The organism is Lacticaseibacillus camelliae DSM 22697 = JCM 13995, from assembly GCF_001311195.1.
In the GTDB taxonomy this organism is placed as follows: domain Bacteria; phylum Bacillota; class Bacilli; order Lactobacillales; family Lactobacillaceae; genus Lacticaseibacillus; species Lacticaseibacillus camelliae.
Genome location: NZ_BBAJ01000032.1, coordinates 1 through 25,717, shown reverse-complemented (window position 1 = coordinate 25,717; position 25,717 = coordinate 1). Strand labels below are relative to the sequence as shown.

The window sequence follows — 25,717 nt, the reverse complement described above, 5'->3', positions numbered from 1 at the left end:
AAAATTGAGGCAGCACTGCCGGTGAGAATAGCTGGTCGATCAGAGCGTCGGGCAGCTGGTGGCCGGCGTGCAGAAGCGCTTGCACGGGTTGGCTTGTTGAGACCGCCTGCTGAATGAGGTTCGCAGTGGCTTGGTAGCCAGGTAGGGGCTGAGAATTGTGGCCGCGATGGCACTGTGCGCCACGTTGTGGGTCGCTTGCGCCTCGTTTACCGTCAGGCCGGAGACGCAGTGGTCGACTAGGGTCGTGAGGGCGGCGGCCATGTATCGCTGGTCTTGCAATAAGTCCCGAAAGATAATCGGCTCGAAAGCATTCAGTTCCAGCTGGCCGGCTCGGCCGCCATTGTCACGGTAACGTTGTGGCCCATGACCTCGAACGCGACTTGGTTGACGACCTCGGGAATGACGGGGTTGACTTTGCTCGGCATGATCGATGAGCCTGCCTGTCGCGCCGGCAACTTAAGTTCATTCAACCCAGCCTGGGGGCCGCTGCCCAGTAAACGCAGGTCGTTGGCAAACTTTCCTAAGTTCACCGCCAAGGTTTTCAGCGCGTTGCTGTAGTCGACATAGACATCGGCGTTTTGCGTGGCGTCAATCAAATCAGGGCCCCATGCAGGGGCAGACCGCTGACCTTGGCGGTGGCCTCAATGATGTGGGCGCGGTAGAATGCGGTTGCATTCAGGCCCGTGCCCACCGCTGTGCCGCCGAGGTTTAAGCGGCTCAGTGCGGCGGCCGCGGCGCGCAATCGCGTTAGGTCGCGACCGAACATGCTGGCATAAGCGTGAAAAGATTGGCCATACGTCATCGGCACCGCGTCCTGCAGTTGCGTGCGCGCGACTTTGATGGTGGACTGGTACGTTTTCGCCTTGGTGTGCAGCGCTGCGCTCAGCCGGTCAAGCGCCTGCAGCAATCCTTGCTGACCCTGAAGCAGCGCCATTTTTCCAGCTGAGGGGTAAGTGTCGTTGGTCGACTGGCAGCGATTGACATCGTCGTTGGGGTGGACCTTTGTGGCTGGGCTCAGCCGGTGTGCCAGCTTGGCCACCACCTCATTAACGTTCATATTGACGCTGGTACCGGCGCTGCCTGGATCGCTGGCGCAACTAAAGCCTCAGAGTGGCGGCCCAGCAGCAGCTCGTTGCAGGCGGCGATAATGGCCTTGGCTTTGGCCGCCGGCAAGGTGCCAGCGGCCTGGTTGACCGTAGCCGCGGCTTTCTTGATCATGATCAGACTTTTGAACAGCAACGGATCCGCTGGCTCCCGGCTGATGGGAAAATTTGTGAGTGCGCGGACGGTATTGATGCCGTACAGCACCTCATCGTCGATGGGCAAGCTGCCAATACAGTCAGTTTCGATGTGCATAAAGACCCCTCCTAGGTACTAGACCAATTTTAATAACTCGTTTAATATACTGCGATGAAAACTTATCGCAACAGATTATGTGAGCTTGTCTGACATACCGACCAATTTTTGCTTGAGCGGCGATTTAACGGCTGCGTGACTTTTACAGAGGGGCCTCACAAGGCCTATAATGACGCTTATAAAGCAAAGAAAAGAAGGTATCTCCAGTGAAAATCGAAGAAGGCTACATGCCGTTTCACGGCTACAAGACGTACTACCGCATCGTCGGGGAAAAGACGCCCGGCAAGGCGCCGCTGCTGCTGATTCATGGTGGCCCAGGGTCCTCGCACAACTATTTTGAACTGATGGACGATTACGCCGAAACCGGCCGCCAGCTGATCATGTACGACCAGGTCGGCTGCGGCAAGTCGTCGCTACCGGAAGACGAAAGCCTATACGTCCGCGAGACTTGGCGGGAAGAGCTTGTCGCGCTGCGCGAGTACCTGCACCTGGACGAGATCCACATGCTGGGCCAGTCGTGGGGCGGCATGCTGGAAATGTACTACTTGACCACCCTGGATCCCAAGGGCATCAAGTCCGTGATGATCGATGGCTCGCCGTCGTCCATCAAGCTTTGGATCAAGGAGCAGCACCGGCTGATTTCGTACCTGTCTTATGAAGACCGCACGGCGATCGCTGAGGCCGAGCGCACCGGTGACTTCACCAGCCCGAAGTACCTGGCCGCCAATGACCGCTACATGGAGCGGTACTGCTGGGACGACCCGACGCCGGACTCACCGGAGCCGCTGCGCCGGCCGACCAACGGTAAGCGCGCCAGCCTGATTGCCGAGGGGCCAAACGAATTCACCGAAAACGGCACGATTTTCGACTTTGAGGTGACTGAGGATCTGCACAAGATCCACGTGCCGGTGCTGGTCACGAACGGCACCGACGACCTCTGCACGCCGCTGATCGCCAAAACCGTTTACGACCACATTCCAGGGGCGAAGTGGCACCTGTTTGCCAACTCCCGCCACCTGGCGCTGCTTGACCAGCACGACGAGTTTATTTCCGTGCTGGACCAGTGGCTGAACGCGCACGACTGACCTGGACAGAGAGGTAGAACTATGAGCGAACCGCTGAATGACATGATTAACCGCCAACTCCATCACCGCACCATCCGTTATTTTACGGATGAGCCGCTGCCGCAGGAGACCTTGACCCAGCTGGTCGCCGTCGCCCAGCACACCGCGACCTCGCATTATTTGCAAAGCTTTTCGGTGCTGTCGATCACAGACCGGCACTTGCGCGGTCAAATTGCGGCGATCGCCAAGCAGCCGTACATCAATCAAAACGGACACCTGTTTGTGTTCGTCGCCGATCAGCATTGCGCTGCGGTGATCGCCCAGCAGGCCGGCGTTTCGCAGACTCACCTGGGCTCGACCGACAAGTTCATCCAGGCGGTTTCAGACGCTGTGCTGGCGGCACAAAATGTGGTGAACGCGGCCGAAAGCTTAGGCTGGGGGCCGTGCTGCTCGGCAGTATTTTGAACGACCCGCGGCAGCTGATTGCGCTGCTGGGCTTGCCGCAGCTGACGTTCCCCGTCCTGGGCCTGCTTGTTGGCCACCCCGCCCAGGCCCCGCAGGAAAAGCCGCGGCTGCCGGAAGCGGCTGTGCATTTTGAAAACCACTACGCCTTGCCAGAGCCGCTGGCGATGGGAGCGTACGATCAGGTCATTCACGACTACTACGCGACGCGCGATACCAACCGGCGCGAGGAGACCTTCACGGCGCGCATCGCCCGGTTCGCACAGGTTTTGCCGGAAAAGCGCGGTGACCTGCAGGCGGCGATCCGTGAGCAAGGGTTTTTAGCGGAATAAACCATAAAAAGGGCGCCGGAAAATTTTCCGACGCCTTTTTGCCGCGCTTGGGCTTATTCAGCTTTCACAGTCGTTTTCCCCAGCAATGCTTGCTGGGCCGCGACGTTAATGATGTGCCAGGGCCGGTCAAAGCCCGGCTGGAAGAAAAAGTCGGCGTACGCCAGGTCGCTGAGGGTCATTTTTCCCTGAATCGCCAGACTGATGACGTTAATGTTTGCGGTCACGTCGACCTTGGACATGATCTGCGCGCCTAGAATGCGCTGGCTATCCGCCGCGTAGGTCAGCTTGAAGTACACCGGGGCGTTGCCCGCAGCATCCGGCACAAACGCCGGGCGCGCGGCATCTTCGACATATATCGATTTGATGGCAATGCCCAACTTGGCGGCGGTGCCTTCCTTGACGCCGGTGCTGGCAAAATGGTAGTCAAACACCGAAAGCGCCGAGGAGCCGGAGACTGAAGGCATTTTCAGGCGTTGACCGAGGATATTTTTCGCCGCCGTTCGGCCCTGCCGCCGCGCCACCGTCGCCAGCGCAATGCGCTGTTTGCCGCCGACCGGGGCGTAAGGGACCAAGGTGGCATCGCCCACGGCGTAAACGTCAGCCGCCGAGGTCTGCTGGTAGTCGTTCACCTTGATCAGGCCCTTGGCGTCGAGCTCGACGGCGCCTTTCAGCCAGTGGGTGGCCGGCTTGATGCCAGCGGAGAGAATCACCAATTCGGCGGGGAATTCCGCCTGATCAGTGAGCACACCGGCGACCTGCCCGTCCTTACCGGTGAATTCCTCCACACTTTGCCCCATGGCTGGGGTGATGCCGTGCGCGACCAGGGTTTCGGTCAGCCGGCTCGTAAATTCCTCGTCGAGGTAAAGCTGCAAGGCGCGCGGCAAGATGTCAATTAAGGTGACATGCTTGCCGGCTTTGGCAAACACTTCTGCGGCCTCAACACCGATATAGCCGGCGCCAATCACGACCACATTCGCCGTGTCCGGATCGACGGTTTTGGCCTTCAACCGAATCGCCCAGTCGCGGCCGCGCATGGCGTAAACATTGGCAAGATCCGCACCAGGCACGGCGAGCTTTGCGGGCTCGGCACCAACGGCCAGGACCAGCTGGTCGTAGTGCTCGGTGCGGCTGGTGTCGTCATTTAAGTCATGCACGGTGACCTCATGCTGCAGGGGGGCCACTGCCGTGATTTCCTGACGCACGAAGACGTCGACGCCTTGGGCCCGTGCTGTGTCAGGTGTGGCATACCGGACGTCATTCACGTTTTTCACCACGCCTTCGAGGTACAGCTGCATGCCGCAGGAGAGAAATGAGATAAAGTCCCCTTTTTCGTACCACTGGATTTCAGTCTCTGGGGCCTCTTGCAAAATCCCCCGTACCGCCTCGTATCCGCCATGGGAAGAACCAACAACGATCACTTTCATCTGCTAAACCGCCTTTTTAATTGTTAGCCATTAAAACAGCCACAATCTTTTTTTTGATAATATCAGCATATCATAAGGACGGCGAGAACGGTTACATTATCATTAGCTTACTTAGTCAACTATCTTCAATCCCTGGCATAACGCAAAAAAATCGCCGCTGGCGGCGATCACTTAATACGTTTGGGCGTCAAACCGGTTGTAGTACCACAGGTGCGCGGCACCACTGGCGGTTTGCGTGATTTTAGTCACGGAGGTGTTGTCCGGCTCCGGCAGACTCATGGGGTCCTGGGGGTGCAGGACCGCCAACGCGGCGGCCTTGACCGTGAAGCCGTGGGTGACGACCACCAGCTGCTGGTCGGGATGTGCGGCGGTTTGCGCGGCCATGAAGTCAGCCACGCGCCCCACCACGGCGTCAAACGTCTCGCCGTCCTTGGCGTACTTCACGTAAGTCGGCAGGACGTCGTGCAGGACCGGGTCGTACACGTCGGGATACTGCCGCTCCAGCTCGTGGTTGTTTTGGCCGTCCCACTTGCCGTAAGAGATCTCCAGCAGTCGCTTGTCCAACGTGATCGGCAGGTGCGCCTTGGCGTTTAAAATGGCGGCCGTCTCCTGGGTGCGGGCCAGCGGGCTGACCAGCATTGCGGTGCACCCGCTGAGGTCGAAGCTGGCGGCGAGGTGTTCGGCCTGCTGCTTGCCAGTCTCAGTCAGGTGAGTGCGTTCGTCGTTGATGATGCCTTGCTTGATGTACTGCGTGTTGGCCGTGGTCTGGCCGTGGCGAATAAAGTAAAAAGTGGTCATGTTATCCTCCCTGACTGCTGTTGCTTTTATTATCGCACACCTCATCAAGTTGACATCAAATTTTAATCATGATACAGTGTGAGCATCAAAGGAAGCAGGAGGTTATTTTTATGACAACCCAACATAGTCACAACCTCATTTCATCATCACGGTCATGCTGCTCGCATTTGCGCAGACCGTGATTTGAGTTTCCTTCAAACCAAATGGTCTCGCAGGTGCTAATCCTGTGAGACCGTGAATGCTTCACCTCACGTCCTCACAGTCAGCTGTGAGGACGTTTTTTATTGGGTCATTCGAGGAGGAGAAAATTATGCCAGTTTATAACTTTGCTGCCGGACCCGCCGTCATGCCGGTGCCGGTCGTCAACCAGATTCAAAAGGAACTGCCGTCGCTGAACGGCTCGGGGATGAGCATCATGGAGATCTCGCACCGGTCAGCCCAGTTCGATGAAATCCTGCAAACCGCCAAGCAGGACCTTCGCGACCTGATGGCCATTCCCGACGACTATGCGATCCTGTTCTTCCAAGGCGGCGGCACCGGTCAATTCGCGGCCGCACCGCTGAACATGGCGACCAAGTACCACCGCATCGCCGTGCTGGACTCGGGTCAGTGGGCGACCCGCGCGCGGGACGAGGCCGCGAACCTCGGGGTGACCGCCGACACCGTGGGGTCGAGCTTAGCAGACCACTACCACCACCTGCCGCACCTGGCCGCACCGCTGGCAAAGGACACTTACGACTACCTGCACATCACGACCAACAACACCATTGAAGGCACCGCGTATCGCGACCTGCCGAACGCCAATGGCACACCGCTGATTGGGGACATGTCCTCGAACATTTTGGCCCAGCGCTACCGCGTCCAGGATTTCGCCGAGATTTTTGCCGGCGCCCAGAAGAACCTGGGACCCGCCGGCGTCACCCTGGTCATTGTGAAAAAGGCGCTGGTGCACCACCTAACTGGCCTGCCCAGCATGCTGGACTATGACTTATTCATCAAAAAGGATTCGCTGTACAACACGCCGCCGGTGTTCGCCATTTACGCGCTGGGGCTGACCCTCAAGTGGGCGAAGGCCCAGGGCGGGGTCGATGCCCTGCAGGCGCGCAACGAGAAAAAGTCCGCGAAGCTATACGCCTTTCTCGACCAGTCCAAGCTGTTCCACAACCTGGTTCAGCCAAAGGACCGCTCGCTGACCAACGTCCCGTTTGTCACCGGTGACGCCAAGCTCGACCAGGCGGCCGTGGCCGCCGCGGCGAAGGCGGGGCTGATGAACCTCAAGGGCCATCGCAGCGTCGGCGGCCTGCGCGCCAGCTTGTACAACGCGATGCCGGAGGCCGGCGTTGACGCCTTGATCGATTTTCTTCACGACTTTGAGCAGCACCACTAGGAGGTAAACGACATGTATCAAGTCAAAACGTATAACGCGATCGCCCAGGCCGGGCTCGACCGCTTCACCGCGGATTTTGCACTCAACCAAAGCGCCCAGCCGGATGCTTATCTGATCCGCTCGGTCAACCTGCGCGACGCCGAGTTTCCGGCGAGCCTCAAGGTGATCGTCCGCTGCGGCGCCGGCTACAACAACATTCCGCTGCATCGCGCCACCGAGGCCGGCATCGCCGTCTTCAACACGCCTGGCAGCAACGCCAACGCGGTCAAGGAGCTGGTCGTGGGGATGCTGATCATCGCCTCGCGGAACCTGTACTCCGCGGTCACGTACGCGGAGCACAACAGCGGGGCGGACATCTCCACCCGCACGGAAAAGGAAAAGACCCAGTTCAACGGCACCGAGCTCGTGGGTAAGACGCTGGCGGTCATCGGGGTCGGTCACGTTGGGTCCAAGGTCGCCGCGGCGGCCAGTGCGCTGGGCATGAAAGTGATCGGCTACGACCCGTACCTGTCCGCCGACAGCGCTTGGCAAATTCCCACGACCGCCATTCGCGCGCAGAGCTTGGCGGAGGCGCTGAAGGACGCCGATTACGTCACGGTCCACACCCCGAAAAACGAGGAAACCATCGGCCTGATTGGGGAAAAAGAGCTGAACGAAATGAAGCCAGGAGCCGTGCTGCTGAATTTTGCCCGGCTCGGCATTGTCGATAACGCCGCGGTCATCAAGGCGCTGGACGCCGGCCGGCTGAAGCGTTACCTGACCGATTTTGGCGAGGATAGCATCCTGGACCGGCCGGACATTCTGGTCACGCCGCACATCGGCGGCTCGACCGCCCAGGCGGAGGCTAACGGGGCGGTGCAAGGCGCGGAGACGGTGATGCAGTTCCTGGAAACTGGCAACGTTGTCAACTCGGTCAACCTGCCGCACCTCGACGTGCCGTTCACCACCCACTTTCGCCTGACCGTCATGCACCAGAATATCCCCAACATGGTCGGGCAGATCACCACGCTGCTGGCCAATGAGGACATTAACATTGAAGGCATGAGCAACGCGGCGCTGGCCAAAACGGCCTACACCATCATTGACATCGACGCGCTGAATCAGGCCGACGCCGAGGAACTGATTGCTAAGCTCGATGCCATTCCGGCGGTGTACCGGACGCGCCTGCTGAACAACCCGCGCCTGTGATCAACGCGGTTGAGTCGCCTGGCGAAAAGAGTATCTTTGACTCTGCAAGACAATACTAGCAAGGAGGCGTGAGATGACGGACGATTCTCAAATTTCAAGCTTTCAGCTGGTTGGCGATCCAGCCAACGCGGCGCCGATGGCGAAATACATGAAGAACCAGTTTCAGTTTGTCGGGGTGAAGACGCCGGCGCGCCTGGCTCAAAGCAAGGCGCTGCTGCACGCCAGTTTGCAGGCGCCGCCGACTACAGCGATGGCCTGGAGCCAAGCGCTGTATCGCCGCCCCGAGCGCGAGTACCAGTACGTCGCCATCGACCTGGCCAAGCACAACTGGCGAAGATTTTCCGTGGCGGAACTGCTGGCGCTGCGGCCGCTGGTCGTGGCCAAACCCTGGTGGGACACCGTCGACGCCTGGCGCGTGGTGTACGGTCGCGCCGCCGACGCCGATTCGACGGTTAAGCGGCAGTTGTTTGACGGGTTTGAGGCCAGCGATAATTTCTGGGAGCGGCGCATCGCGCTGAACCTGCAGCTGATGAGCAAGGACCAGACAGACCTGGCGATGCTGCAACAGGCGATCTTGCGCGACCGCGAGACGTCGGAGTTTTTCATCCAAAAGGCAATCGGTTGGGCGCTGCGGCAGTACAGCAAAACCGACCCGCAATGGGTGCGAACTTTTATCTCCGGCCACCAGCTGAGCAAGCTGTCGGTGCGCGAAGGCAGTAAGTATCTTGACCGCTAGGGTTGTATTCGCTTGCACAGGTTGCGATAATTGACCAGTAGCTTCAGGGGGGCCTTTGAATGAGTGTGAAAAAAATGGAACACCATCTTCACCATCGCGGTACCGGTCGGCGTCGCACTGATTTTTATCCTGACGCGTATTTTGACCGGGCCGCACACGCGCCTGTTGGCCTGGATTGGCATGTTTGTCTGGCTGATTGGGTCGCAGGTCTGGCAAAGCCGCGTCACCAAGCGCCGCTACGAAGCGCAGAGCAAACTATGGGCGCTGGCCGATGAGCGCGGACTGAGCACGAAGACCGTTCGTCAGCTGGTGCCGCAGTATTCCGAGCATGATCTGGACGAATCGAGGCCGGAGAACCACCGCTTCTTGATGAACAAGGCGGCCATTAAAACGTTGGCGGAAAAGTTGCCGGCGCAGCAGGCGCCGGTGAAGAAGCACCATCGCAAGTAGACCCAGTAAAGGAGCAGTGGGATGAGTCTGACAAAATCGCGGCTGCTGTACGCAGCCTTAATGCTGGTGACGTTGGTGGTCGCCGTGGCGCTGGGCGGCAACGCCTCGCGGCTGGGAATGCTGCTGTGGGTGATGTGGCTGCTGCTATCGGCCAGCTACAACAAGCAGCGTCTACGTGCGTTGGACCAAAAGCTCGATGAAATCTGGCGGCTAGCCGATGCGCAGGGACTGACTGCGGCAGATCTGAAGCAGTACACGCCGCAGTACGGCACCCTGGACCTCAAGATGACACGGCCGGGCCGACGCCAATTTTACCCCTCGATGAAGGCGACAGATAAATTGCTGGCTGCGTTGCGCGAACAGGCGCAGACCGCCGCGGATGATTGATTAGGCAGACACATGAAAAGCAGGTGACAGCGATCCGATTCGGGAGCGCTGCCACCTGCTTTTTGCTGTTATTTGCCTTGCTTGCGCCGCCGCTTCAGCAGTTCGGCCAAATCGGCGATGTCTTTCGGCGGGGTCTTGGTGTCGTGCAGCTGCAGGTGCGGGAAGGAGTTGAGCAGCCGCCGCTGGACCCAGCTGAGGTTCGGCAGCTTGGCCATGTCGCCCTGATGCTGGCGGTAATCATCCAACCAGCCGTGCTCGCTTTCCAGCTTGGCCGCCGCCGTATCAACGGAGTCCCGCAGTTCCTGCTTTTTCTGGTCGATGGCGTCGCCAATGCGCTTGGTTGCCGCGCCCATCGCGAGGACGTTGGCCAGCGTGAAGCCGAAGTCGAACATGAAGAAGGCGAGGAAAACAATGGCCGCGAAGATCCCGTACTTCACGTCGAGGTGGGTCACGAACCGCGCCACAACGGGATGTACGACCTTAACCACGAAGACGACGCCGACACCCCAGAAGGCGGAGATCGGTAAGGCGACGCGGCTTGGAAGTTCAGCGGGATATCGGAGTAGTCCCACCACCGGGCGTGGAAGAGTTTTTCCATCAGCAGGAGGTGACGTACTCGATGATGGTGATCAGCACTGCCGAGCCCAGGTACAGGAGCAAGAGGTTATTCTCAACCGGATGCAACAGCACCAGTACCGCCGTGATGGAAAAGCCGTAAACTGGGATCACCGGGCCGTTGAGAAACCCCGAGTTGACCCACTGACGCTTCTTGAAACTGACATAGCCCGACTCCCAGACCCAGCCGACGAAGGCGTAGGAAAAAAAGTACAGGACCCAGAGGGTGAATTGTTGTTCGATGACCAGCGTTGGGGTGTTCATTTCGGGCCTCCTAGTGTGCGGTTAACGATTAATCTAATTGTACTTTAGCATAGCAGCTGGGCCAGCACACGGTTTCGCTCAGAGTCGGCCCACTGGTATGCGCAAAAAGCCTATCAGAGCGGCTTGTCATCGTTTTCCTAAGCAACTAGTATATACTATAAAGCGTATCCTAAAATCTATTGGCGAAGCGAGGTGAGACAGGTGTCAGAATCTGAGCTTGAAACCTTGTCCCCATTTGAACTGAGTTTATACCTGGAGCGGCAGATCGACCCGCGCCAGGGGCTGCCGCTACTCAACGCGGGCCGCGGCAATCCCAACTGGACGGCGCCAACGCCGCGGGAAGCCTTTTTTTTCTGCTTGGGCAGTTCGCCGTCCAGGAGACTTTGCGGAGTACGCCGCAGCTGACCGCCCGGCAGATCCAACCCAGTGCCGAGCGGCTGGCCCGGTTCAAGACGTTTCTTGCGGCGCATGCGGGGCTGGTGCCCAATTTCTGCAGACAGTGGCCGCGGCGCCAGTCGATCAGCTGGGCGAGTCGTTTGCAGGCTGGCTGACCCAGGCCTGTGATGCAATCATCGGCGACAACTACCCGGCGCCGGTGCGGTGCCTGAAGGTGGCCGAACAGCCGCTGAAGGCGTACCTGAGCCGCGAGCTGTTTCAGAACCGGCAGCTGGACTTTGACGTGTTTCCCACGGAAGGCGGCACTGCCGGGATCTGCTACCTGTTTGACACGCTGATGCACACGGGATTGCTGGACGCCGGCAACCGCATTGCGCTGTTTCTGCCGACGTTTGCCCCCTACCTGGAGTTACCCACGCTGCCGCACTACCATTTTGATGTGGTGAAGATTCGCGCCCATCAGGTGCAGGAGGCTGGCGGGCGCACCAGCTACTGGTACGCCGATGAGGAGCTGGCCAAGCTGCGCGACCCGCGGGTCAAGGCGGCGTTCATCGTCAACCCCAGCAACCCGACGGCGAACGCCATGCGCCGGCGACGCTGAAAACCCTGCAGCAGCTGGTTGCAGGACCGCGGCCGGACCTGATGATCCTCAGCGACGACGTCTACGGGACGTTTGTGCCGCAGTTCCTGTCCGTGTTCGCCGCGCTGCCGCACAACACGGCGCTGCTGTATTCTTTTTCCAAGTACTTCGGCGCCACCGGCTGGCGGGTCGGGGCGCTGGCGGTGGCCCAGGATAGCATCTTTGATGAGTTGATTGAAAGGCTCCCAAGCGACGTCAAGACGCGTGTCGACGCGCGGTACGCCTCAGTGACGCCCGATCCCGACGATCTCAGCTTTATCGATCGGCTGGTCGCCGACTCTCGCGACATCGCGCTGAACCACGCGGCCGGACTTTCCGGGCCGCAGCAGGTGATGAGCGCCTTGTTTGCCCTTTACGGCATGGCGACGGAAGGGCGAGCGTACAAGCGCGAGGTGATCAATATCTGCCGCACCCGTGAAAAACAGCTGCTGGCGGTGATGGGCCTTGCCCAGCCGCTGCCGGCGCTGGACACGGCGTACTATTGCGACATCGACCTGCTGCAGTGGATCACTACGCGTTACGGTGCGCCGTTTGCCAAGTATGTGCAAAAGCACTGGACCGTGACCAAGCTGCTGGTCGCACTGGCCAAACAGCAGCACGTCATGCTGCTGAAAACCAGCGCCTTTGGCAGCAGTCCCTGGGCCGTGCGCGTGTCGCTGGCTAACCTAGCCACCAGCCAGTACGAGGAGATCGGCACGCGGCTGATTGCCTTGATGGATGGGATCCGGGCCGACTGGCAAAGGGAGGCGCTGGCATGATCACCAAGTTTGAGGAGGTGGCCGGGCAGCTGGCCGACCGCGTACGCCGCGGCGTGTACTCGACGGCGCAGCGCTTGCCGTCTGAATACGACCTGGCCAAGGAGTTTGACGTCAGCCGGCTGACGGTGCGCAAGGCGATTGACCTGCTGATTCGCCAGCAGATCCTGGTCAAGGACCCGGGCAAGGGCACCTATGTGATGGCGACGCCGTCAAAAGTCGAAAGTGGCCGCATGGGGCTGCAGGGCTTCACCGAAGCGGCCAAAGCGTACGGCAAGGTCAGTCGTACCGAGGTCCTGAGCTTCGGCCCAGCTGAGCAACTGCCGCGCGTCGTGACTGATGCCCTGGAGCTGGAGAATCGCCATGACCAGCGGGTAGATCTGCTGGTTCGCCGCCGGTTCTGGGACGACGACCCGATGACGATCGAGAAAATCGCGATTTGCCACGAGTATGTTGCCAATCGGACGGCCGCAGACTTCACTGGGTCGTTGTTCGACCTGATCGAGCGCGAGGTGCCAATTGCGTACTCGCATCAAGAAATCGAGGCCATTTTGGTGGATTCGGAGCTCGCGGACCTGCTGCACGTGCACCTGGGCGACCCGCTGCTCCGGGTGAATTCGGTCACCTACACGGCCGATTCCAAGCCAATTTTCTATGATACGTCGTACTACCGGGCGGATAAGTATTCGTTTAAGTCAACGCTGACGCGGCAGGGACACTAAGGCAGGCTGTGGAGCGCGGCGCACTTAGCCCGACGATTAGCCTAGCCTGGCTCATTGCCGCCGGTTTTTGGCGGCGAGGCGTCGGGCGTAGCTAAGCGCTCGGGCGTTGCCGCGTGGAGCGCAACTAAAACAGGCTGCGGAGGGCTCGCGGTTTAGGGGGACAGCTAGCCTAGCCTAACGCATTGCCGGCGTTTTTTGCCGGTGAGGCGTTAGGCGTTCCCCCGTTGCGAGCCCGTAGCGCAACTAAGGCTGTGGCCGCGATTATGACTTCAAAACGCAAATTTTAAGGAGGTAGCCATGGACACCAAGACAATTAAGCAGTTAGTCGCGGATCATCGCGATGAGTTTCTCGACGCGCTGGACGCGATCATGCAGATTCAAAGCGTGAAGGGCGAGCCGGCTCCGCACGCGCCGTTCGGCAAGGGTCCGCGGGCGGTGCTGGACGCCGTCGTCAAGCTGGGTCAGCAGTACGGGTTTCAAACCGGCATTGTGAACGACGCGATGGCCTACGTGCAGTGGGGCGACGACAACGACGATTACGTTGGCATTGTCGGCCACTTGGACGTGGTGCCGGCTGGCGACGGCTGGTCGTACCCGCCGTTTAAGCTGAGCGAAAAAGACGGCCGCTTCTTTGGCCGCGGCGTGCTCGACAACAAAGGTGCCAGCATTGCCAGTCTGTACGGCATGAAGCTGCTGAAGGACGCTGGCGTCAAGCTGCACCGGACCGTGCGGTTGATTTTCGGCTCGGACGAGGAAAGCGGGTCAGCCGATGTCCCACTGTATCTGAAGCAGGAAAAGGCGCCGCGCTTCGGTTTCACGCCTGACTGCAAGTGGCCGGTCGTCTACGGCGAACGCGGGATCGTTAACTATCAAATCAAAACGCCGCTGCCGCACAGCAGCCTGGACCAACTCAGCGACATCGTGGGCGACCAGGCGATGGACCACGTGCCTGACGAACTGACTGTCGCTCTAAACGGTAAGCCGCTGACGGTCAAAGGTCGGCGCACCCCAACCAACGCGCCGGAAATGGGCGAAAATGCGATCACCTGGCTGGCCAAGGACGCGGTCGATGACGACTTGGTTCAAGGGCCGCTGAAGGCATACTTCCAGTGGGTAGTCGATGCTTTGCACGAAAAGCACTACGGCGAAGGGCTCGGCATTGCGTTTGAAGACGCCGATTCCGGCAAGCTGATTGTGACGCCGTACAAGCTGACCAAGCAGGATGACGCGATGGTGCTGGAAGTGGCCATGCGCTACCCCGTCAGCTTTACCGAGGCCGACGTCACGGCCGGCCTCAAAAAGGCCGTGCCGGCGGGCAGCACGATCACCGTCGTCCGCAGTATCCCCGGCGTCATGCACGACAAGCACGATCCGTTCATCGCCGAGCTGTCCAAGGTGTACGAGGACGTTACCGGCCTGGACGGGACGCCACTGACCACCACCGGCGCCACTTATGCGCGGGCCATGCCGAACATCGTGGCGTACGGCCCGAGTTTTCCCGGCCAAAAAGGGATTGCGCACAAGCAAGATGAATGGATGGATGAGAAGGACCTGATGTTGAACATGGCGGTATACATGAGTGCCATCATCGCCATGGGCAACCAGCAGTAAAGGAGGAATTTTCTGATGAGCAAATGGGGCACAATTGCCACCTGGCGCATGGCGCACGAAGGCGTCGTGAAGGCCAGCAAGTTATTAGCCGAAAACGGCACTGCCGGGGATGCGGTGGAGACGCTGATTAACGAGGTCGAGGCGTTTCCGTTCTACAAGTCCGTCGGCTACGGCGGCCTGCCGAACGAGGAAGGCGTCGTCGAAATGGATGCGGCCTTCATGGACGGTGACACGCTGGCGCAAGGCGCGGTCGGCGGCATTCAAAACGTTAAGCACGCGGTTTCCGTTGCCCGCGCTTTGAGCCACCAGCACTACAACAGCTTCCGCGTCGGCGAAGGCGCGACCAAGTTTGCCATGAAAAACGGCTTTGAGATGACCAACATGCTGACGGACCGCGCCAAGGCTCGTTGGCAAAAGCGGCTCAAGGAGCTGCAGGCCACTGACAAGCCGTATGATGGTCACGATACGGTCGGCGCGATCACCCTGGCGACCAGCGGCTCCATGGCGGCCGGCACCTCAACGTCCGGCCTGTTCATGAAAAAAGCCGGCCGGGTGGGCGATTCGCCGCTGTCCGGTTCCGGCTACTACGTGGATTCGACCATTGGCGGCGCCGCGGCCACCGGTCTGGGCGAGGACATCATGAAGGGCGTGCTGTCTTACGAAATCGTCCGGCGCATGGGTGAAGGCGAGACGCCGCAGGACGCGTGTGACCATGCCGTTTACCCGTTCATCGAAAAGCTGAAGAAGCGTTACGGCAAGGCCGGTGAGTTCTCGCTGGTCGCGATGAACAACCAAGGCGAGTGGGGCACGGCGACCAACGTGGAGTTTACGTTCAGCGTGGCGACTTCTGATGAACTCGCGCGGATCCTGATGGCTAACCCGGGCCCGGATCACACCACCGTCATCGAACCGGTCACTCAGGCATGGCTCGATGCTTATGAGAAGCGAATCCACGCCCCAATTGAGTAAACTTAAGTTAGCACTTAGTTAAGTAGGTGAAGGGGGGAGAACCATGAAAGTCATTATCATTTTGGATCAGATGCAGGCCGGACTTGGCGGTAAGGAACGCGCCGACACGCCGCTTGGCGGCGAACGTGTGGCCATGGGTTCGGCCGACACGACCGAAAAAGCGTTAGCGAAAAACGACGGCGAACTGCTGGGCACGTTTTATTGCGGCACGGATTACTACGCGGACAATCGCGAGTTAGTGCAGCGCAAATTCACCAAAATGGCCGAGAAAATGGGGGCCGATGTGGTGGTGCTTGGCCCGACATACGACTACGCAGAATTCGCGCAAATGGCCTGCGAGCTGGCGACCGCGTTTCAGACGCAAACCAAGATCCCGGCAATCGCCGCGATTGCCGAAGAGAAGAATGCCGATTTGATCGCGCAGTACAAGGACCAGTTGACGATCGTGAAGGCGCCTAAGAAAGGCGGCACAGGATTGTCCGACGCGGTCGATCACCTGGCGGCAGGGGCCGCCATGCTGGTCAAGGGGGAAGATCTTAGCGCCTTTAAAGCCGAATACTGTTACTAAGCTCAAAGGAGGGGAACGCTATGCAAAAGAAATTTGAGTCAGTCTTGATGCCTGTTGCCACCAAGCTCGGCAACAACGTGGTGCTCAGGTCACTGCGCGACGGTTTTCTGATCATCACACCGCTGATCATTGTCACCTCGATTTTCCTGCTGATCGGTAACTTCCCGATCCCCGGCTGGGAGAATTTTTGGACCGGGATCCTCGGGCCACACTGGATGGAATGGTTTAGCTCGGTTTCTAATTCCGTGTTCAGCTTCACAGGGATCCTGTCGACGGTCGGCATTGGCTACGCCTACGGGAAAAACCGCGGGCTGGAAGCCATCCACTCGGCCATTGTCGCGCTGGTCAGTTTCCTGATCTTGACCCCGACGAGCTTTAACGTCGGCAAGACCACCGTGTCCGCGATTCAGACCATGTACGTGGGCCCGAACGGCATTTTCCTGGGGATCTTCATCGCGATTTTCTCGGTCGAGATTTATCGCTTCGTTGTTCGGCGCCACTGGACCATCAAGATGCCCGATGGCGTGCCGCCGGCTGTGTCTCAGTCGTTTGACGCGCTGATCCCGTCAGCGTTTGTTATTTTGACCTTCTTCCTTGTTCACGTGCTGTTTTCCTTGACCTCATTTGGCACGGCGTACAACTTCATTTACACCATGCTGCAGGAGCCGCTGAAGCACGTCGGTAACTCTTTGCCGTCCGTGCTGTTGTATAACTTCCTGGCGTCTCTGCTGTGGTGCTTCGGGATCAACGGGCCAACCATCACGAACTCAGTGTGGCAGCCGATTTTCTTCGTGCTGACGCAGGATAACCTGAAGGCCTTCCAGAACCACCTGCCACTGCCGCACATTTTCACGCAGCCATTCATTGATATCTTCACCACGTACGGTGGCGGTGGGTCCACGCTGTCGCTGCTGATCGTCATGTTTGCCGTCTGCAAGTCCAAGCGGATCCGGGAGCTGGCAAAGTTGGCGATTTTGCCGGGGATCTTCGGCATCAACGAGCCAATCATCTTCGGGCTGCCAGTGGTCCTGAACCCGATCATTGCGATCCCGTTCATCACCGTGCCGGTTCTCAACACCCTGATTTCCGGCCTGGTCATGACCCTTGGCTGGGTGCCGCGCACGAATGGGGTGCTGCTGCCATGGACGACGCCGCCAATCATCTCTGGGTGGCTGGCGACTGGGTCCTGGACCGCGTCGGTGCTGCAGCTGTTCGAGATCATTCTGGGCGTTTTGATTTACTACCCGTTCGTCAAGATGCTCGATAAGCAGTATATCGGCGAGGAGCAGGCCGCCGCGAAGAAAGACCTCGACATCGATTTCAGCGAGGTTTAATCCGTTTCTAGATTGTGAAAAATGCGCGGTCGCCGCTGCTAGCGGCCCTGCATTTTTTGCCAAACGGGCTTGACGCGCGCCTGCCTTGCCACGAAACGCCTTGACAGACGGCGCTTTCAACAACATACTGAAAGTGGTTTCAAAATCAACTTAGACGAAGAAGGTATATTAGATTGGATGAAGATGTCGCACAAACTGCAATGCAGATTATTTTATCAGCTGGGAATGCAAAGTCGACCGCGCTTGAGGCCATTGACGCCGCCCTTGCCGGTGATAACGACGGCGCAACGAAGAAGATTGCGGACGCCAAGGAACAACTCAACGGCGCGCACAATATTCAGACTTCGCTGATGACTCAGGAAATGAACGGGAAGATGATTCAAAAGTCGATCCTCCTGATCCACGCGCAGGATCAGTTCATGGCCGCCAACACGGAAATTGAACTGGGCGAGCGCATTATCAAGACCATCGCGCTCAAGGACCAAAAATAATTTCGTTCTTGCAATGAAGCGGCCGCGTGCCGCTTTTTTTGACTTTCGGCTTGCGCTTTTGGGCCTTCGCGGGTATCCTGCGAGTACGGAGGCGAGCAAATGGATTCGGATAAAGAGAACCCCATGTGCCACCAGGGCATGGTTTGTCATGACGGTTGCGCTTGCGCAGGGTCGCACGGGCGTTGCCAGTGCGATATGGTGACGCCGGAGCAGTGTCGCTGCGGGTCGCTGTGCAAGGCGGCGCCAGTCAAATAGCACCAAAAAGGCGCGCAGATCATTGCTGATTCGCGCGCCTTTGCGTTGCCTTTAGGCAGCCGCAGTTTTCGGGTTAAAAAGCATCGGCTTGAGGCGTGACCAGATGGCGTGCAGACCGAACGCCGAGGCGAACGACAGACACCAGGTCATCACGTACAGGATCAGGATGCCAGCCCAAGTGTTGCTGGTGGTCAGGTTCTTGCCAAAAAGGAGCCACAGGCACTCGGACCAGAACACGTTGGACAGGTAAGCCTTGTAGGCAAAGCCCGCAAACTTGTGAACGAACTTGGTGAACGGCCGGCGAGCCTTGACCTGGTACAGGCACAGGGCGGAAAACAGGCCAATCACGGCCAGGTCGTACAGCGTCATGGACGGCTTGTAGTACGGTGCATTGCCGAGGCTGATGGGGAAGCCATAGCTGAACAGCTCGTGGTTGGTCCACCAGAAGGTCCCGAGGAACACGACGACCAAAGCCGGCCACCACTTCATGATGGCGCGGTTAAATTGCTTGCGGTACTGCCAGGCAAGCGTCCCGAAGACGCCGTAAATGAAGAAGCTGATGAACAGTCGGTCAAACAGGTACCAGTCGGTGGCGTGTGGGCCGTTGAACACCTGCGTGTCGTAGAACCACAGCCACAGCGCCGCGATGACGACAGTCGTGCAGGCGGTGATCACGCCGCGCTTCACGTTTTGACCGCACCAGCGGCCGATGGCCCAAAACAGCGGCATCAAGATGATGAACTGCAGCATCATGGTGTTGTACCACAAATGCGGTGCGGCATTCCCGTTGATGAAATGCCATAAAAATGAGCCCAGATCATGATACTGGTTGACCTGTTGCATCTGTGGCATGACAAGCAGATAAATAAACGTCCACCAGATGGTCGGGACGAAAAGGGCGTGCCACATATTTTTCATGTAGTGCCCGTAAGTCAGGCTGCGGTCGGCGATGGTGGTGCGGGTCGTGGTGTACAGAATGCCAAAAATAAAGGCTGGCGCCGTGTACTTGACCAGGTTGTACATAATTCCGATCCAGGTCTGTGCGCCGATGCTGGGGCTGGTCGTCAAGGCGTAGCTCATGATTGGCTGCGACATGACGGCAGTACACGCGCCCAGCTTGAGGTAGTCGCCAATATCGGCGGCTGGTTCGAGCGGTTTGGTATCACTCATTGGTTTGTCCCACCTTAATTCGAATTTGTGAGAAGCGATCGGCGGGAACTATCGGAGTTAGTGTAACGAGTTACGCAATCAGTTGCAAGCGATACTTTTTATTGTCAGACCGTCAGCGCCTTGGCTCGCTCGCCCACAAACAGCGCCACCAAGGCGTTGGCGACCTGCCGCGTCCGAACGTCTTCCTTGGCCTGGCCCTCGGTGAGGTAGATGGTCCGAAATGGCGGATCCGGGGTGATGCGTGCCAGGTTCAGCCGCTTGCCGGTGCCCGCCCAAGTGACTGAGGGGATGAAGCCAACCCCGATGCCCGCCCCCAGCATGGCGCGGATGCTGGCAGGGTCGTCGGATTCGAACTGATAGTTAAGCTGAATGCCGTTTTTGGCGAAGTAAGCGTCCAGGGTGTCGCGCAACGGGGTGTGCGGGCCGAGCGAGACGATGGGCTGCCCCGCCAAGTCGGCAGGCTGAATAAAAGGCTGTTCCTTGATTTTGGGATCGGCACTGCCAATCAGGATCTCCTCGTTTAACAGGGTCACCGCGCGGCGGTCAGGGCGAGGCGTGCGCGTGGAAATCGTGAAGTCAAAGTCGCGCGTCTCGTTGACCGCCGCAATGCGCTGCGTCAGTTTGATTGGCGCGTTGGGATAGATCTGGTGGATGGTGGTGATGATGTCTGGAATCAAGGCGGAGGCCACCTCGACCAGCAGGCGGATCGGCTGCTGCTTAGTCGTCGGGTTGGCGACGGCCTCGACCCCGGCTTCGATTTGGTCCAGTCCGGCCTCAACGTAATTCAAAAAGGTGCGGCCGGCATCGTTGATCTCGATGCCGCGGCCGACGCGGTCAAATAAGGAGACGCCGAGCTCTTTTTCGAGCTCCTGGATCATTTTCGACATGGCCGGCTGGCTGATGTAGGCCTGTTTAGCGGCCTGGGTGATGCTGCCGGTTTGGGCGGTGTAAACGAACCCTTGGAGCTGAGTGAGATTCATGGGTAGACCTGCTTTCATTCATAACTAGGAATTATATATATGATTAAGATTCATTATACATCGGTATCAATACCAGTTAAAGTGTAACCGTGAGAGCGATCGGATGGAACTAGAGAGAAGGTCAACCGTGAATTCATTATGGATTTTCCCCGGGCAAGGCGGCCAACACGCCGGCATGCTGGCGGACGTGGATGCGATTTACGCAGCCACGTGGCGGACTTGCTGGGAATGAAGCTTCTGGACACAGACATTGCCTATCAGGACTCCGTTCAGCTGCAGGTGGGCATCGAGCTACTGCAAGTCGCGCAGGTCGATGCAATGTTCAAAGCCGGCCTGAAGCCCCACCTGGTGGCGGGGCACAGTCTCGGCGTGTTCGCCGCGGCGTACGCGATCGGCAGTCTGGAAAAAGATGACTTGTTCCGCGTCGTGAAACGGCGGGCGGAGCTGATGCAAGGCGCCTACCAACCGGCTACGGCATGGGTGTCGTTGTCGGGCTGAGTCGTGACGCGGTCGAAAAGCTGGTGGCGCAGGTCCACAGCACCGCGCATCCGGTTTACGCGTCGAATCAAAACGCGGAGGATCAAACCGCGCTGTCCGGAGAGTTGACCGCCATCGATGAGGTGGTGGCGCTCGCCAAGCAAAACGGCGCGTCCTGGCCCGCCGCTTGAAGGTGCCAGTGCCATCACATTCGCCGCTGATGACCAAGGTCAGCACGCAGCTGGCCGCGGCGATGGCAGACGTTGAGCTGAAAAAGCCGGCTGGTATTTACCTGGCCAACTATTCCGGCCGCGCCGTTCGGCAGACGCCGCCGATGCGTGAAGACCTGACGTCAAACCTGAAGCACCCGGTTTATTTTGAGGCCATGATGGGGGTCGCGCACGACTACCAGCCGGACAGCATCGTCAATTTTTCGCCCGGCCGGCCGTTCCGCAAGGCCCTGGGCCAGAAGTTCGGCGATTTGCACCAGATCAGTCTGGATCAAATGAGTGTCTCAGATGCAGCATTTTTATTGAATAAATGGGAAAGAGGTTCTTATTAATGAGCGAAGAACGTGATTGGGCAACGCATCGCGAAGCCAAAGCAAGCAAGCTCTCGGCCATGAGCAGTCTGCTCGATGGCAAGCTTGCGAAGACGAAGGATGCCAAGACCCTGCTGGAAGGCTTGATTGCCCCTGGTGATAAGGTCGTGCTTGAAGGCGACAACCAGAAGCAGGCCAGTTTCTTGTCAAAGACACTGGCATCAGTCGACCCGGAAAAAGTGCACGATCTGCACATGATCATGAGCAGTATTTCACGGCCGGAACACCTGGACATTTTTGAAGACGGCATTGCCTCCAAGATGGATTTTTCGTTTGCCGGTCCGCAAAGCACCCGCGTTTCACAGATGATCGCCGATGGCACCCTGAAGGTCGGCGACATTCACACGTACCTTGAACTGTACGCCCGCCTGTACGTTGACTTGATCCCGAACGTCGTGCTGGTCGCGGCGGACAAGGTCGATCACGACGGCAACTTGTACACCGGCAACAACACCGAGGAAACCCCGGTCATTGTTGAATCCGCGGCGTTCCACGATGCATCGTGATCGTGCAGGCCAACGAAATCGTCGACAAGGTGCCGCGCGTTGACATCCCAGGCGACTGGGTCGACGTTGTGATCCCGGCCGACGAGCCTTACCAGCTCGAGCCGCTGTTCACGCGTGATCCGCAGAACATCACAGAACTGCAGGTCCTGATGGGCATGATGGCCATCCGCGGAATCTACGAAAAGCACAACGTTCAGTCCGTCAACCACGGTGTTGGGTTTAACACCGCCGCGATCGAACTGCTGCTGCCGACCTACGGCGAGCAGCTGGGCCTGAAGGGCAAGATCGTGCCGAACTGGGAAGTTAACCCGACCCCGACCCTGATTCCTGCCATTGAATCCGGCTGGATCCAGTCGATCCACTCATTTGGCGGTGAAGTTGGGATGGAAAAGTACATCGCGGCGCGCCCTGACATCTTCTTTGTCGGCAAAGACGGTTCGATGCGTTCCAACCGGGCCTTTGGCCAAATGGCTGGGCAGTACGCGCTGGACATGTTTGTCGGCTCGACGCTGCAGATCGACCAGTACGGCAACTCATCAACGGTGACCAACGGCCGGCTGTCCGGGTTCGGCGGTGCGCCTAACATGGGCTCCAACCCAACCGGGCGCCGTCACTCAACACCGGCATGGCAGAGCTTGCGGCCGGACAATGATCCGCTGGGCAAAGGCCAAAAGCTGGTCGTCCAAATGGTTGAAACCTTTGGCTCTAACAAGCGGCCCGTCTTCGTTGATTCACTTGACGCGGTCAAGGTCCGCGAAGAGGCCAAGCTGGCAAACGTGCCGATCATGATCTACTCCGAGGACACGACGCACATCGTGACCGAGGAAGGGATCGCATACTTGTACAAGACCGATTCCATGGCTGAGCGGCAGGCGGCGATTGAGGCCATCGCCGGGGTCACCCCAGTGGGCCTGCGGTCTGATCCGGCGGTCGTTAAGGATCTGCGCGAGCGCGGCATCGTGGCGTTCCCAGAAGACCTTGGCGTCAACCGCAACCAGGCGACCCGTTCGCTGCTGGCAGCGCAGAACATGGAGGACCTCGTGAAGTGGTCCAAAGGTTTGTACAACCCGCCGGCGAAGTTCAGAAGCTGGTCATAAGGCTGCGTAGGCTCGCGGTCTTAGGGGGACAGCTAGCCTAGCCTAACGCATTGCCGGCGTTCTTGGCCGGCGAGGCGTTAGGCGTAGCTAGATGCTCCCCCGTTGCGAGCCCGAAGCGCGACTACGGAACATTTTTCGAGGCGCGCCTGGCAGTCTATCGCAGTTGCGCTCCGCGCGGCAACGCCCGAGCGTCTAGCTACGCTCAAACCATCGCCGGCAAAAACGGCCGGCAATGGCTTGAGCTAGGCTAGCCGTCGGGCTAAGAACGCCGCGCTCCGCAGCCTTTCCACATGAGAGGAGCACTATCATGGAAAAATTGCACTTTAAGTATCAAGCGACCCAGCCGATCGACCACCCGGTCCACATTGGCGTGGTTGCCTCCGGTGACCTTGAAGTCATCATGAAGCCGACGGACAAAAAAAGAGTCCGAGCTGAATATTGTGACCGGCAGCGACGGTTTTAAAGAAGTTTGGCAGAACGTTCTGACCCGCTTCTTTGACCGCTACCCGCTGCTGGCGGATTTTGAAATCAATGACTTCGGGGCCACCCCTGGGGTCGTTAACCTGCGGCTTACCCAAGCAATGGAGGCGTTGAAAGATGAGCAATAGTTTTGTAGAATTGCACGCCCGGCAGCGCGCTGAAGCCTTACTTGACGCGGACAGCACCCGTGAACTGATTGGCCCGTTTGACAACATGATTTCACCGCATTTGGAGCCGCAGGGCATTGTGCCCGAAGCCGATGACGGCATTGTGGTCATGAAGGGCAAGCTTGACGGCAAAAACACCCTGATCATCGCCATTGAAGGCAGCTTCCAGGGCGGCGGTATCGGTGAAGTGTCCGGGGCGAAAATCGTTTCCGCACTGGAGCACGCCTTGGCTGACAACAAGGCCGGCAACACCATTTACCCAATCATCATTTTGGATACCGGCGGTGTTCGCCTGCAGGAAGCCAACTACGGCCTGCTTTCAATTTCCGAGATCCACAACATGGTCATTGCGCTCAAGAAGTATGTCCCAGTCATCGGGCTCGTGCCCGGTCGGGTCGGCTCCTTCGGTGGCATGTCCATCACCAACGCCTTGCTGTCTTATGTCATTGGTACCGACAAGGCCCGCATCGGCTTGAACGGCCCCGAAGTCATCGAGCAGGAAGCCGGCGTCAAAGAATGGGATTCTTCCGACAAGAATCTGATCTGGGACACGCTGGGCACCAAGCAGCGTCAGGCCACCGGCATCATCGATGAGGTCGTGGCAGACGATGTTGAGGCCTTCCGCAAGGCCATCAGCGATGCCATCAACGAAAAGAAGGATTCTCATCGCGATCAGCGCGGGGACTTCTACCTGTCCTTGCTTGACCAACTCGATCCAAGCAAACCGCTGGACATTGCCGGTTACGACAAGCTGTTCAAGCAGGTCGACGTTAAGGCGCATCACTTGGCCCCAGCAGTTGAAGGCAGTCAGCCTGGCACCAAGTCTCGCGGCCGCAACTGGTTCGAACTGCTGACCGGCATCAAGAATGCCAAGAGCGACGTGCCGACTGTGCTGCACGCCCAGGCTGACGGTCGCGAATACGTCGCCATTGTGCCCGACGAAAACAATCGCTTTCCGCGGGTCCGCCACGGCGAGGCAGGGCTGCAGGAAGGCTACACCGTTGCCAGTGTCGTCAACGATTTGATCGCTGCCGACAAGGACAAGCCGGCGGCCCAGAAGACGCCGATCGTCATTGTGGTGGATGTGCCGAGTCAGGCGTACGGTTACAAAGAAGAGCTGATTGGGATCCACATGGCCTTGGCTTCTGCTGCGAGTGCCTATGCCCGGGCGCGTCAGGCCGGTCACAAGGTGGTTTCCTTTATCCCCGGCGACGCGGTTTCCGGCGGTTTCTTGGCCCAGGGCCTGCAGTCGAACCGGTTGGTCGCGCTCGATGATCTTGACATCACCATTCAGGCGATGAGCAAGGCCTCCAGTGCCCGCATTACCCAGCGGACGATCGCCGAATTGGAAGAGGCCACCAAGCACGTGCCAGCCATGGCTTACGACATTGAAAACTACCAGAAGCTGGGCTCCCTGTACAACCTGATCAAGGGTGTGAAGGGGTACGACCACGACGAAAAGGCTGTTTCCACCGTTAAGGCTGCACTGGACGATGCCTTTAAGAGCCTCGAAAACGCGCCGACCGATCTTTCGTTCCGTTACACGAACGCCATCGCGGTCAACGGCGAAGGCGGCGGTCGCAAGGCCACCAACAAAGTCCGCGCGCTGATGGATCAGCAATGGAACGACTAGCACCCCACACGCTCATCCGGCTGAAAAGTCGCAGCGCTTTAACGGCGAGTGCGGCGTTGCCGGCATGGGCAGAAGCCATGCTTAATGAATCACCGTACGTGATCGTGCGGCGTGGCCCCCAGGCCGACCGGTATCCGGTCGGCCTTCGTGGCTATCAGAAGCCTCAGCGCTTCGCGGCGTTTGTGGCCCCAGAAGGGTACACCGAAACGGTCACACCGCAGCAGGCACTGGCGCTGCTGCCAAAGCTGGACCCGGCGCGGGCGCAGCTGCCCGCGTTTCACAAGCTGGTTCAGCTTCAGCCGCTGCTGCAAGGCTTTGACTGGGGCGTTGGCGGCAGTCTGCAGTTCGAGCTGGTGACCGGGCTGAAAATGGCCCGCCCGGTTTCGGACGTGGATGTTATCA

23 protein-coding genes and 5 pseudogenes are annotated in these 25,717 nt (G+C 58.8%); 22 read left to right on the top strand and 6 right to left on the bottom strand.

Annotated features, from left to right (window positions below):
• Positions 1–1,356, bottom strand: a pseudogene (locus JCM13995_RS13840) (aspartate ammonia-lyase); the annotation flags it as partial.
• 206 nt (positions 1,357–1,562) lie between these two features.
• Between JCM13995_RS13840 and pepI the strand changes: the two are divergent.
• The 3 genes from pepI to JCM13995_RS18075 are packed head-to-tail and all read left to right on the top strand — an operon-like array spanning position 1,563 to position 3,214.
• Positions 1,563–2,441: a proline iminopeptidase gene (gene pepI, locus JCM13995_RS07420; RefSeq protein WP_054664129.1), complete on the top strand. Its 879-nt coding sequence runs from the start codon at positions 1,563–1,565 to the stop codon at positions 2,439–2,441.
• Positions 2,442–2,462: 21 nt separating this feature from the next.
• The gene (locus tag JCM13995_RS18080; RefSeq protein ID WP_439645207.1) at positions 2,463–2,885 is read left to right on the top strand and encodes a nitroreductase family protein; all 423 of its coding nucleotides are present in this window, start codon (positions 2,463–2,465) and stop codon (positions 2,883–2,885) included.
• Positions 2,864–3,214, top strand: coding sequence for a nitroreductase family protein (locus JCM13995_RS18075; RefSeq protein WP_439645206.1), 351 nt, complete (start codon positions 2,864–2,866; stop codon positions 3,212–3,214). The genes JCM13995_RS18080 and JCM13995_RS18075 overlap by 22 nt, the downstream gene beginning before the upstream one ends.
• A 53-nt stretch (positions 3,215–3,267) precedes the next feature.
• Here JCM13995_RS18075 and JCM13995_RS07410 read toward each other — a convergent pair whose 3' ends face one another.
• Together JCM13995_RS07410 and JCM13995_RS07405 are read right to left on the bottom strand one after the other, a co-directional pair.
• Positions 3,268–4,638: an FAD-dependent oxidoreductase gene (locus JCM13995_RS07410; protein ID WP_054664126.1), complete on the bottom strand. Its 1,371-nt coding sequence runs from the start codon at positions 4,636–4,638 to the stop codon at positions 3,268–3,270.
• A gap of 171 nt (positions 4,639–4,809) precedes the next feature.
• Positions 4,810–5,436: a histidine phosphatase family protein gene (locus tag JCM13995_RS07405; protein WP_054664123.1), complete on the bottom strand. Its 627-nt coding sequence runs from the start codon at positions 5,434–5,436 to the stop codon at positions 4,810–4,812.
• Positions 5,437–5,746: 310 nt separating this feature from the next.
• Between JCM13995_RS07405 and serC the strand changes: the two genes are divergently transcribed.
• The 5 genes from serC (at position 5,747) to JCM13995_RS07380 (ending at position 9,584) form a co-directional block, all read left to right on the top strand.
• Entirely contained in the window at positions 5,747–6,823 is a 1,077-nt protein-coding gene (gene serC / locus JCM13995_RS07400) for a 3-phosphoserine/phosphohydroxythreonine transaminase (RefSeq protein WP_054664120.1), read from the top strand.
• A gap of 12 nt (positions 6,824–6,835) precedes the next feature.
• On the top strand, positions 6,836–8,011 hold the full coding sequence (locus tag JCM13995_RS07395) for a phosphoglycerate dehydrogenase (RefSeq protein WP_054664117.1): 1,176 nt from the start codon (positions 6,836–6,838) through the stop codon (positions 8,009–8,011).
• A 73-nt stretch (positions 8,012–8,084) separates the two neighbouring features.
• Positions 8,085–8,747: a DNA alkylation repair protein gene (locus tag JCM13995_RS07390; protein WP_054664113.1), complete on the top strand. Its 663-nt coding sequence runs from the start codon at positions 8,085–8,087 to the stop codon at positions 8,745–8,747.
• A gap of 141 nt (positions 8,748–8,888) precedes the next feature.
• On the top strand, positions 8,889–9,197 hold the full coding sequence (locus JCM13995_RS07385) for a hypothetical protein (protein WP_054664110.1): 309 nt from the start codon (positions 8,889–8,891) through the stop codon (positions 9,195–9,197).
• 21 nt (positions 9,198–9,218) lie between these two features.
• Positions 9,219–9,584, top strand: coding sequence for a hypothetical protein (locus JCM13995_RS07380; RefSeq protein WP_054664107.1), 366 nt, complete (start codon positions 9,219–9,221; stop codon positions 9,582–9,584).
• Between the two features lie 68 nt (positions 9,585–9,652).
• On the opposite strand, the pseudogene JCM13995_RS07375 reads toward JCM13995_RS07380, so the two are convergent.
• Positions 9,653–10,463: pseudogene (locus JCM13995_RS07375) on the bottom strand (putative ABC transporter permease).
• A 192-nt stretch (positions 10,464–10,655) separates the two neighbouring features.
• Between JCM13995_RS07375 and aspD the strand changes: the two are divergent.
• The 7 genes and pseudogenes from aspD to JCM13995_RS07340 all read left to right on the top strand — a co-directional run bounded on the left by aspD (position 10,656) and on the right by JCM13995_RS07340 (position 17,949).
• Positions 10,656–12,257, top strand: a pseudogene (aspD, locus tag JCM13995_RS07370) (aspartate 4-decarboxylase).
• On the top strand, positions 12,257–12,976 hold the full coding sequence (locus JCM13995_RS07365; protein WP_054664143.1) for a GntR family transcriptional regulator, LSA1692 subfamily: 720 nt from the start codon (positions 12,257–12,259) through the stop codon (positions 12,974–12,976). Before aspD ends, JCM13995_RS07365 begins: the two are co-directional and overlap by 1 nt.
• 297 nt (positions 12,977–13,273) lie before the next feature.
• On the top strand, positions 13,274–14,587 hold the full coding sequence (locus JCM13995_RS07360; RefSeq protein ID WP_054664104.1) for a Sapep family Mn(2+)-dependent dipeptidase: 1,314 nt from the start codon (positions 13,274–13,276) through the stop codon (positions 14,585–14,587).
• Between the two features lie 15 nt (positions 14,588–14,602).
• Complete coding sequence (locus JCM13995_RS07355; protein WP_054664101.1) at positions 14,603–15,556, top strand: glycosylasparaginase; 954 nt, start codon at positions 14,603–14,605, stop codon at positions 15,554–15,556.
• Between the two features lie 43 nt (positions 15,557–15,599).
• A complete protein-coding gene (locus JCM13995_RS07350) occupies positions 15,600–16,124 on the top strand; it encodes a GrdB-related putative oxidoreductase (protein WP_054664098.1) in 525 nt (174 codons plus the stop codon).
• Positions 16,125–16,144: 20 nt separating this feature from the next.
• Positions 16,145–17,458, top strand: a complete 1,314-nt coding sequence (locus tag JCM13995_RS07345) for a PTS sugar transporter subunit IIC (RefSeq protein ID WP_054664095.1) — start codon at positions 16,145–16,147, stop codon at positions 17,456–17,458.
• Positions 17,459–17,631: 173 nt separating this feature from the next.
• Positions 17,632–17,949, top strand: a complete 318-nt coding sequence (locus tag JCM13995_RS07340) for a PTS sugar transporter subunit IIA (RefSeq protein ID WP_054664092.1) — start codon at positions 17,632–17,634, stop codon at positions 17,947–17,949.
• Between the two features lie 306 nt (positions 17,950–18,255).
• On the opposite strand, the gene JCM13995_RS07335 is transcribed toward JCM13995_RS07340, so the two are convergent.
• Positions 18,256–19,374, bottom strand: a complete 1,119-nt coding sequence (locus tag JCM13995_RS07335) for an acyltransferase family protein (RefSeq protein WP_054664089.1) — start codon at positions 19,372–19,374, stop codon at positions 18,256–18,258.
• 104 nt (positions 19,375–19,478) lie between these two features.
• Positions 19,479–20,354 (bottom strand): LysR family transcriptional regulator, encoded by an 876-nt coding sequence (locus JCM13995_RS07330; protein WP_054664086.1) that lies wholly within the window; start codon positions 20,352–20,354, stop codon positions 19,479–19,481.
• Positions 20,355–20,582: 228 nt separating this feature from the next.
• Here JCM13995_RS07330 and JCM13995_RS15960 point away from each other — a divergent pair, with 228 nt between their 5' ends.
• From JCM13995_RS15960 to JCM13995_RS07305, 7 genes and pseudogenes are all read left to right on the top strand, one after another.
• Complete coding sequence (locus JCM13995_RS15960) at positions 20,583–20,852, top strand: acyltransferase domain-containing protein (RefSeq protein ID WP_263849604.1); 270 nt, start codon at positions 20,583–20,585, stop codon at positions 20,850–20,852.
• Positions 20,831–21,022, top strand: a complete 192-nt coding sequence (locus JCM13995_RS15955; protein ID WP_225350780.1) for a hypothetical protein — start codon at positions 20,831–20,833, stop codon at positions 21,020–21,022. The genes JCM13995_RS15960 and JCM13995_RS15955 overlap by 22 nt, the downstream gene beginning before the upstream one ends.
• Positions 21,023–21,030: 8 nt before the next feature.
• Positions 21,031–21,393, top strand: coding sequence for a hypothetical protein (locus JCM13995_RS15950; RefSeq protein ID WP_225350779.1), 363 nt, complete (start codon positions 21,031–21,033; stop codon positions 21,391–21,393).
• A pseudogene (mdcA, locus tag JCM13995_RS07320) lies at positions 21,393–23,035 on the top strand (malonate decarboxylase subunit alpha). The gene JCM13995_RS15950 and the pseudogene mdcA overlap by 1 nt, the downstream one beginning before the upstream one ends.
• Positions 23,036–23,342: 307 nt before the next feature.
• Positions 23,343–23,643: pseudogene (locus tag JCM13995_RS07315) on the top strand (malonate decarboxylase subunit delta).
• Positions 23,633–25,315 carry a biotin-independent malonate decarboxylase subunit beta gene (gene mdcD / locus JCM13995_RS07310; RefSeq protein ID WP_054664083.1) on the top strand — a complete coding sequence of 561 codons (1,683 nt, stop codon included), beginning with the start codon at positions 23,633–23,635 and terminating at the stop codon, positions 25,313–25,315. Before JCM13995_RS07315 ends, mdcD begins: the two are co-directional and overlap by 11 nt.
• Positions 25,303–25,717: phosphoribosyl-dephospho-CoA transferase MdcG domain-containing protein (locus tag JCM13995_RS07305; protein ID WP_054664080.1), on the top strand; the 415-nt coding region annotated here is incomplete at its 3' end. The genes mdcD and JCM13995_RS07305, both read left to right, overlap by 13 nt.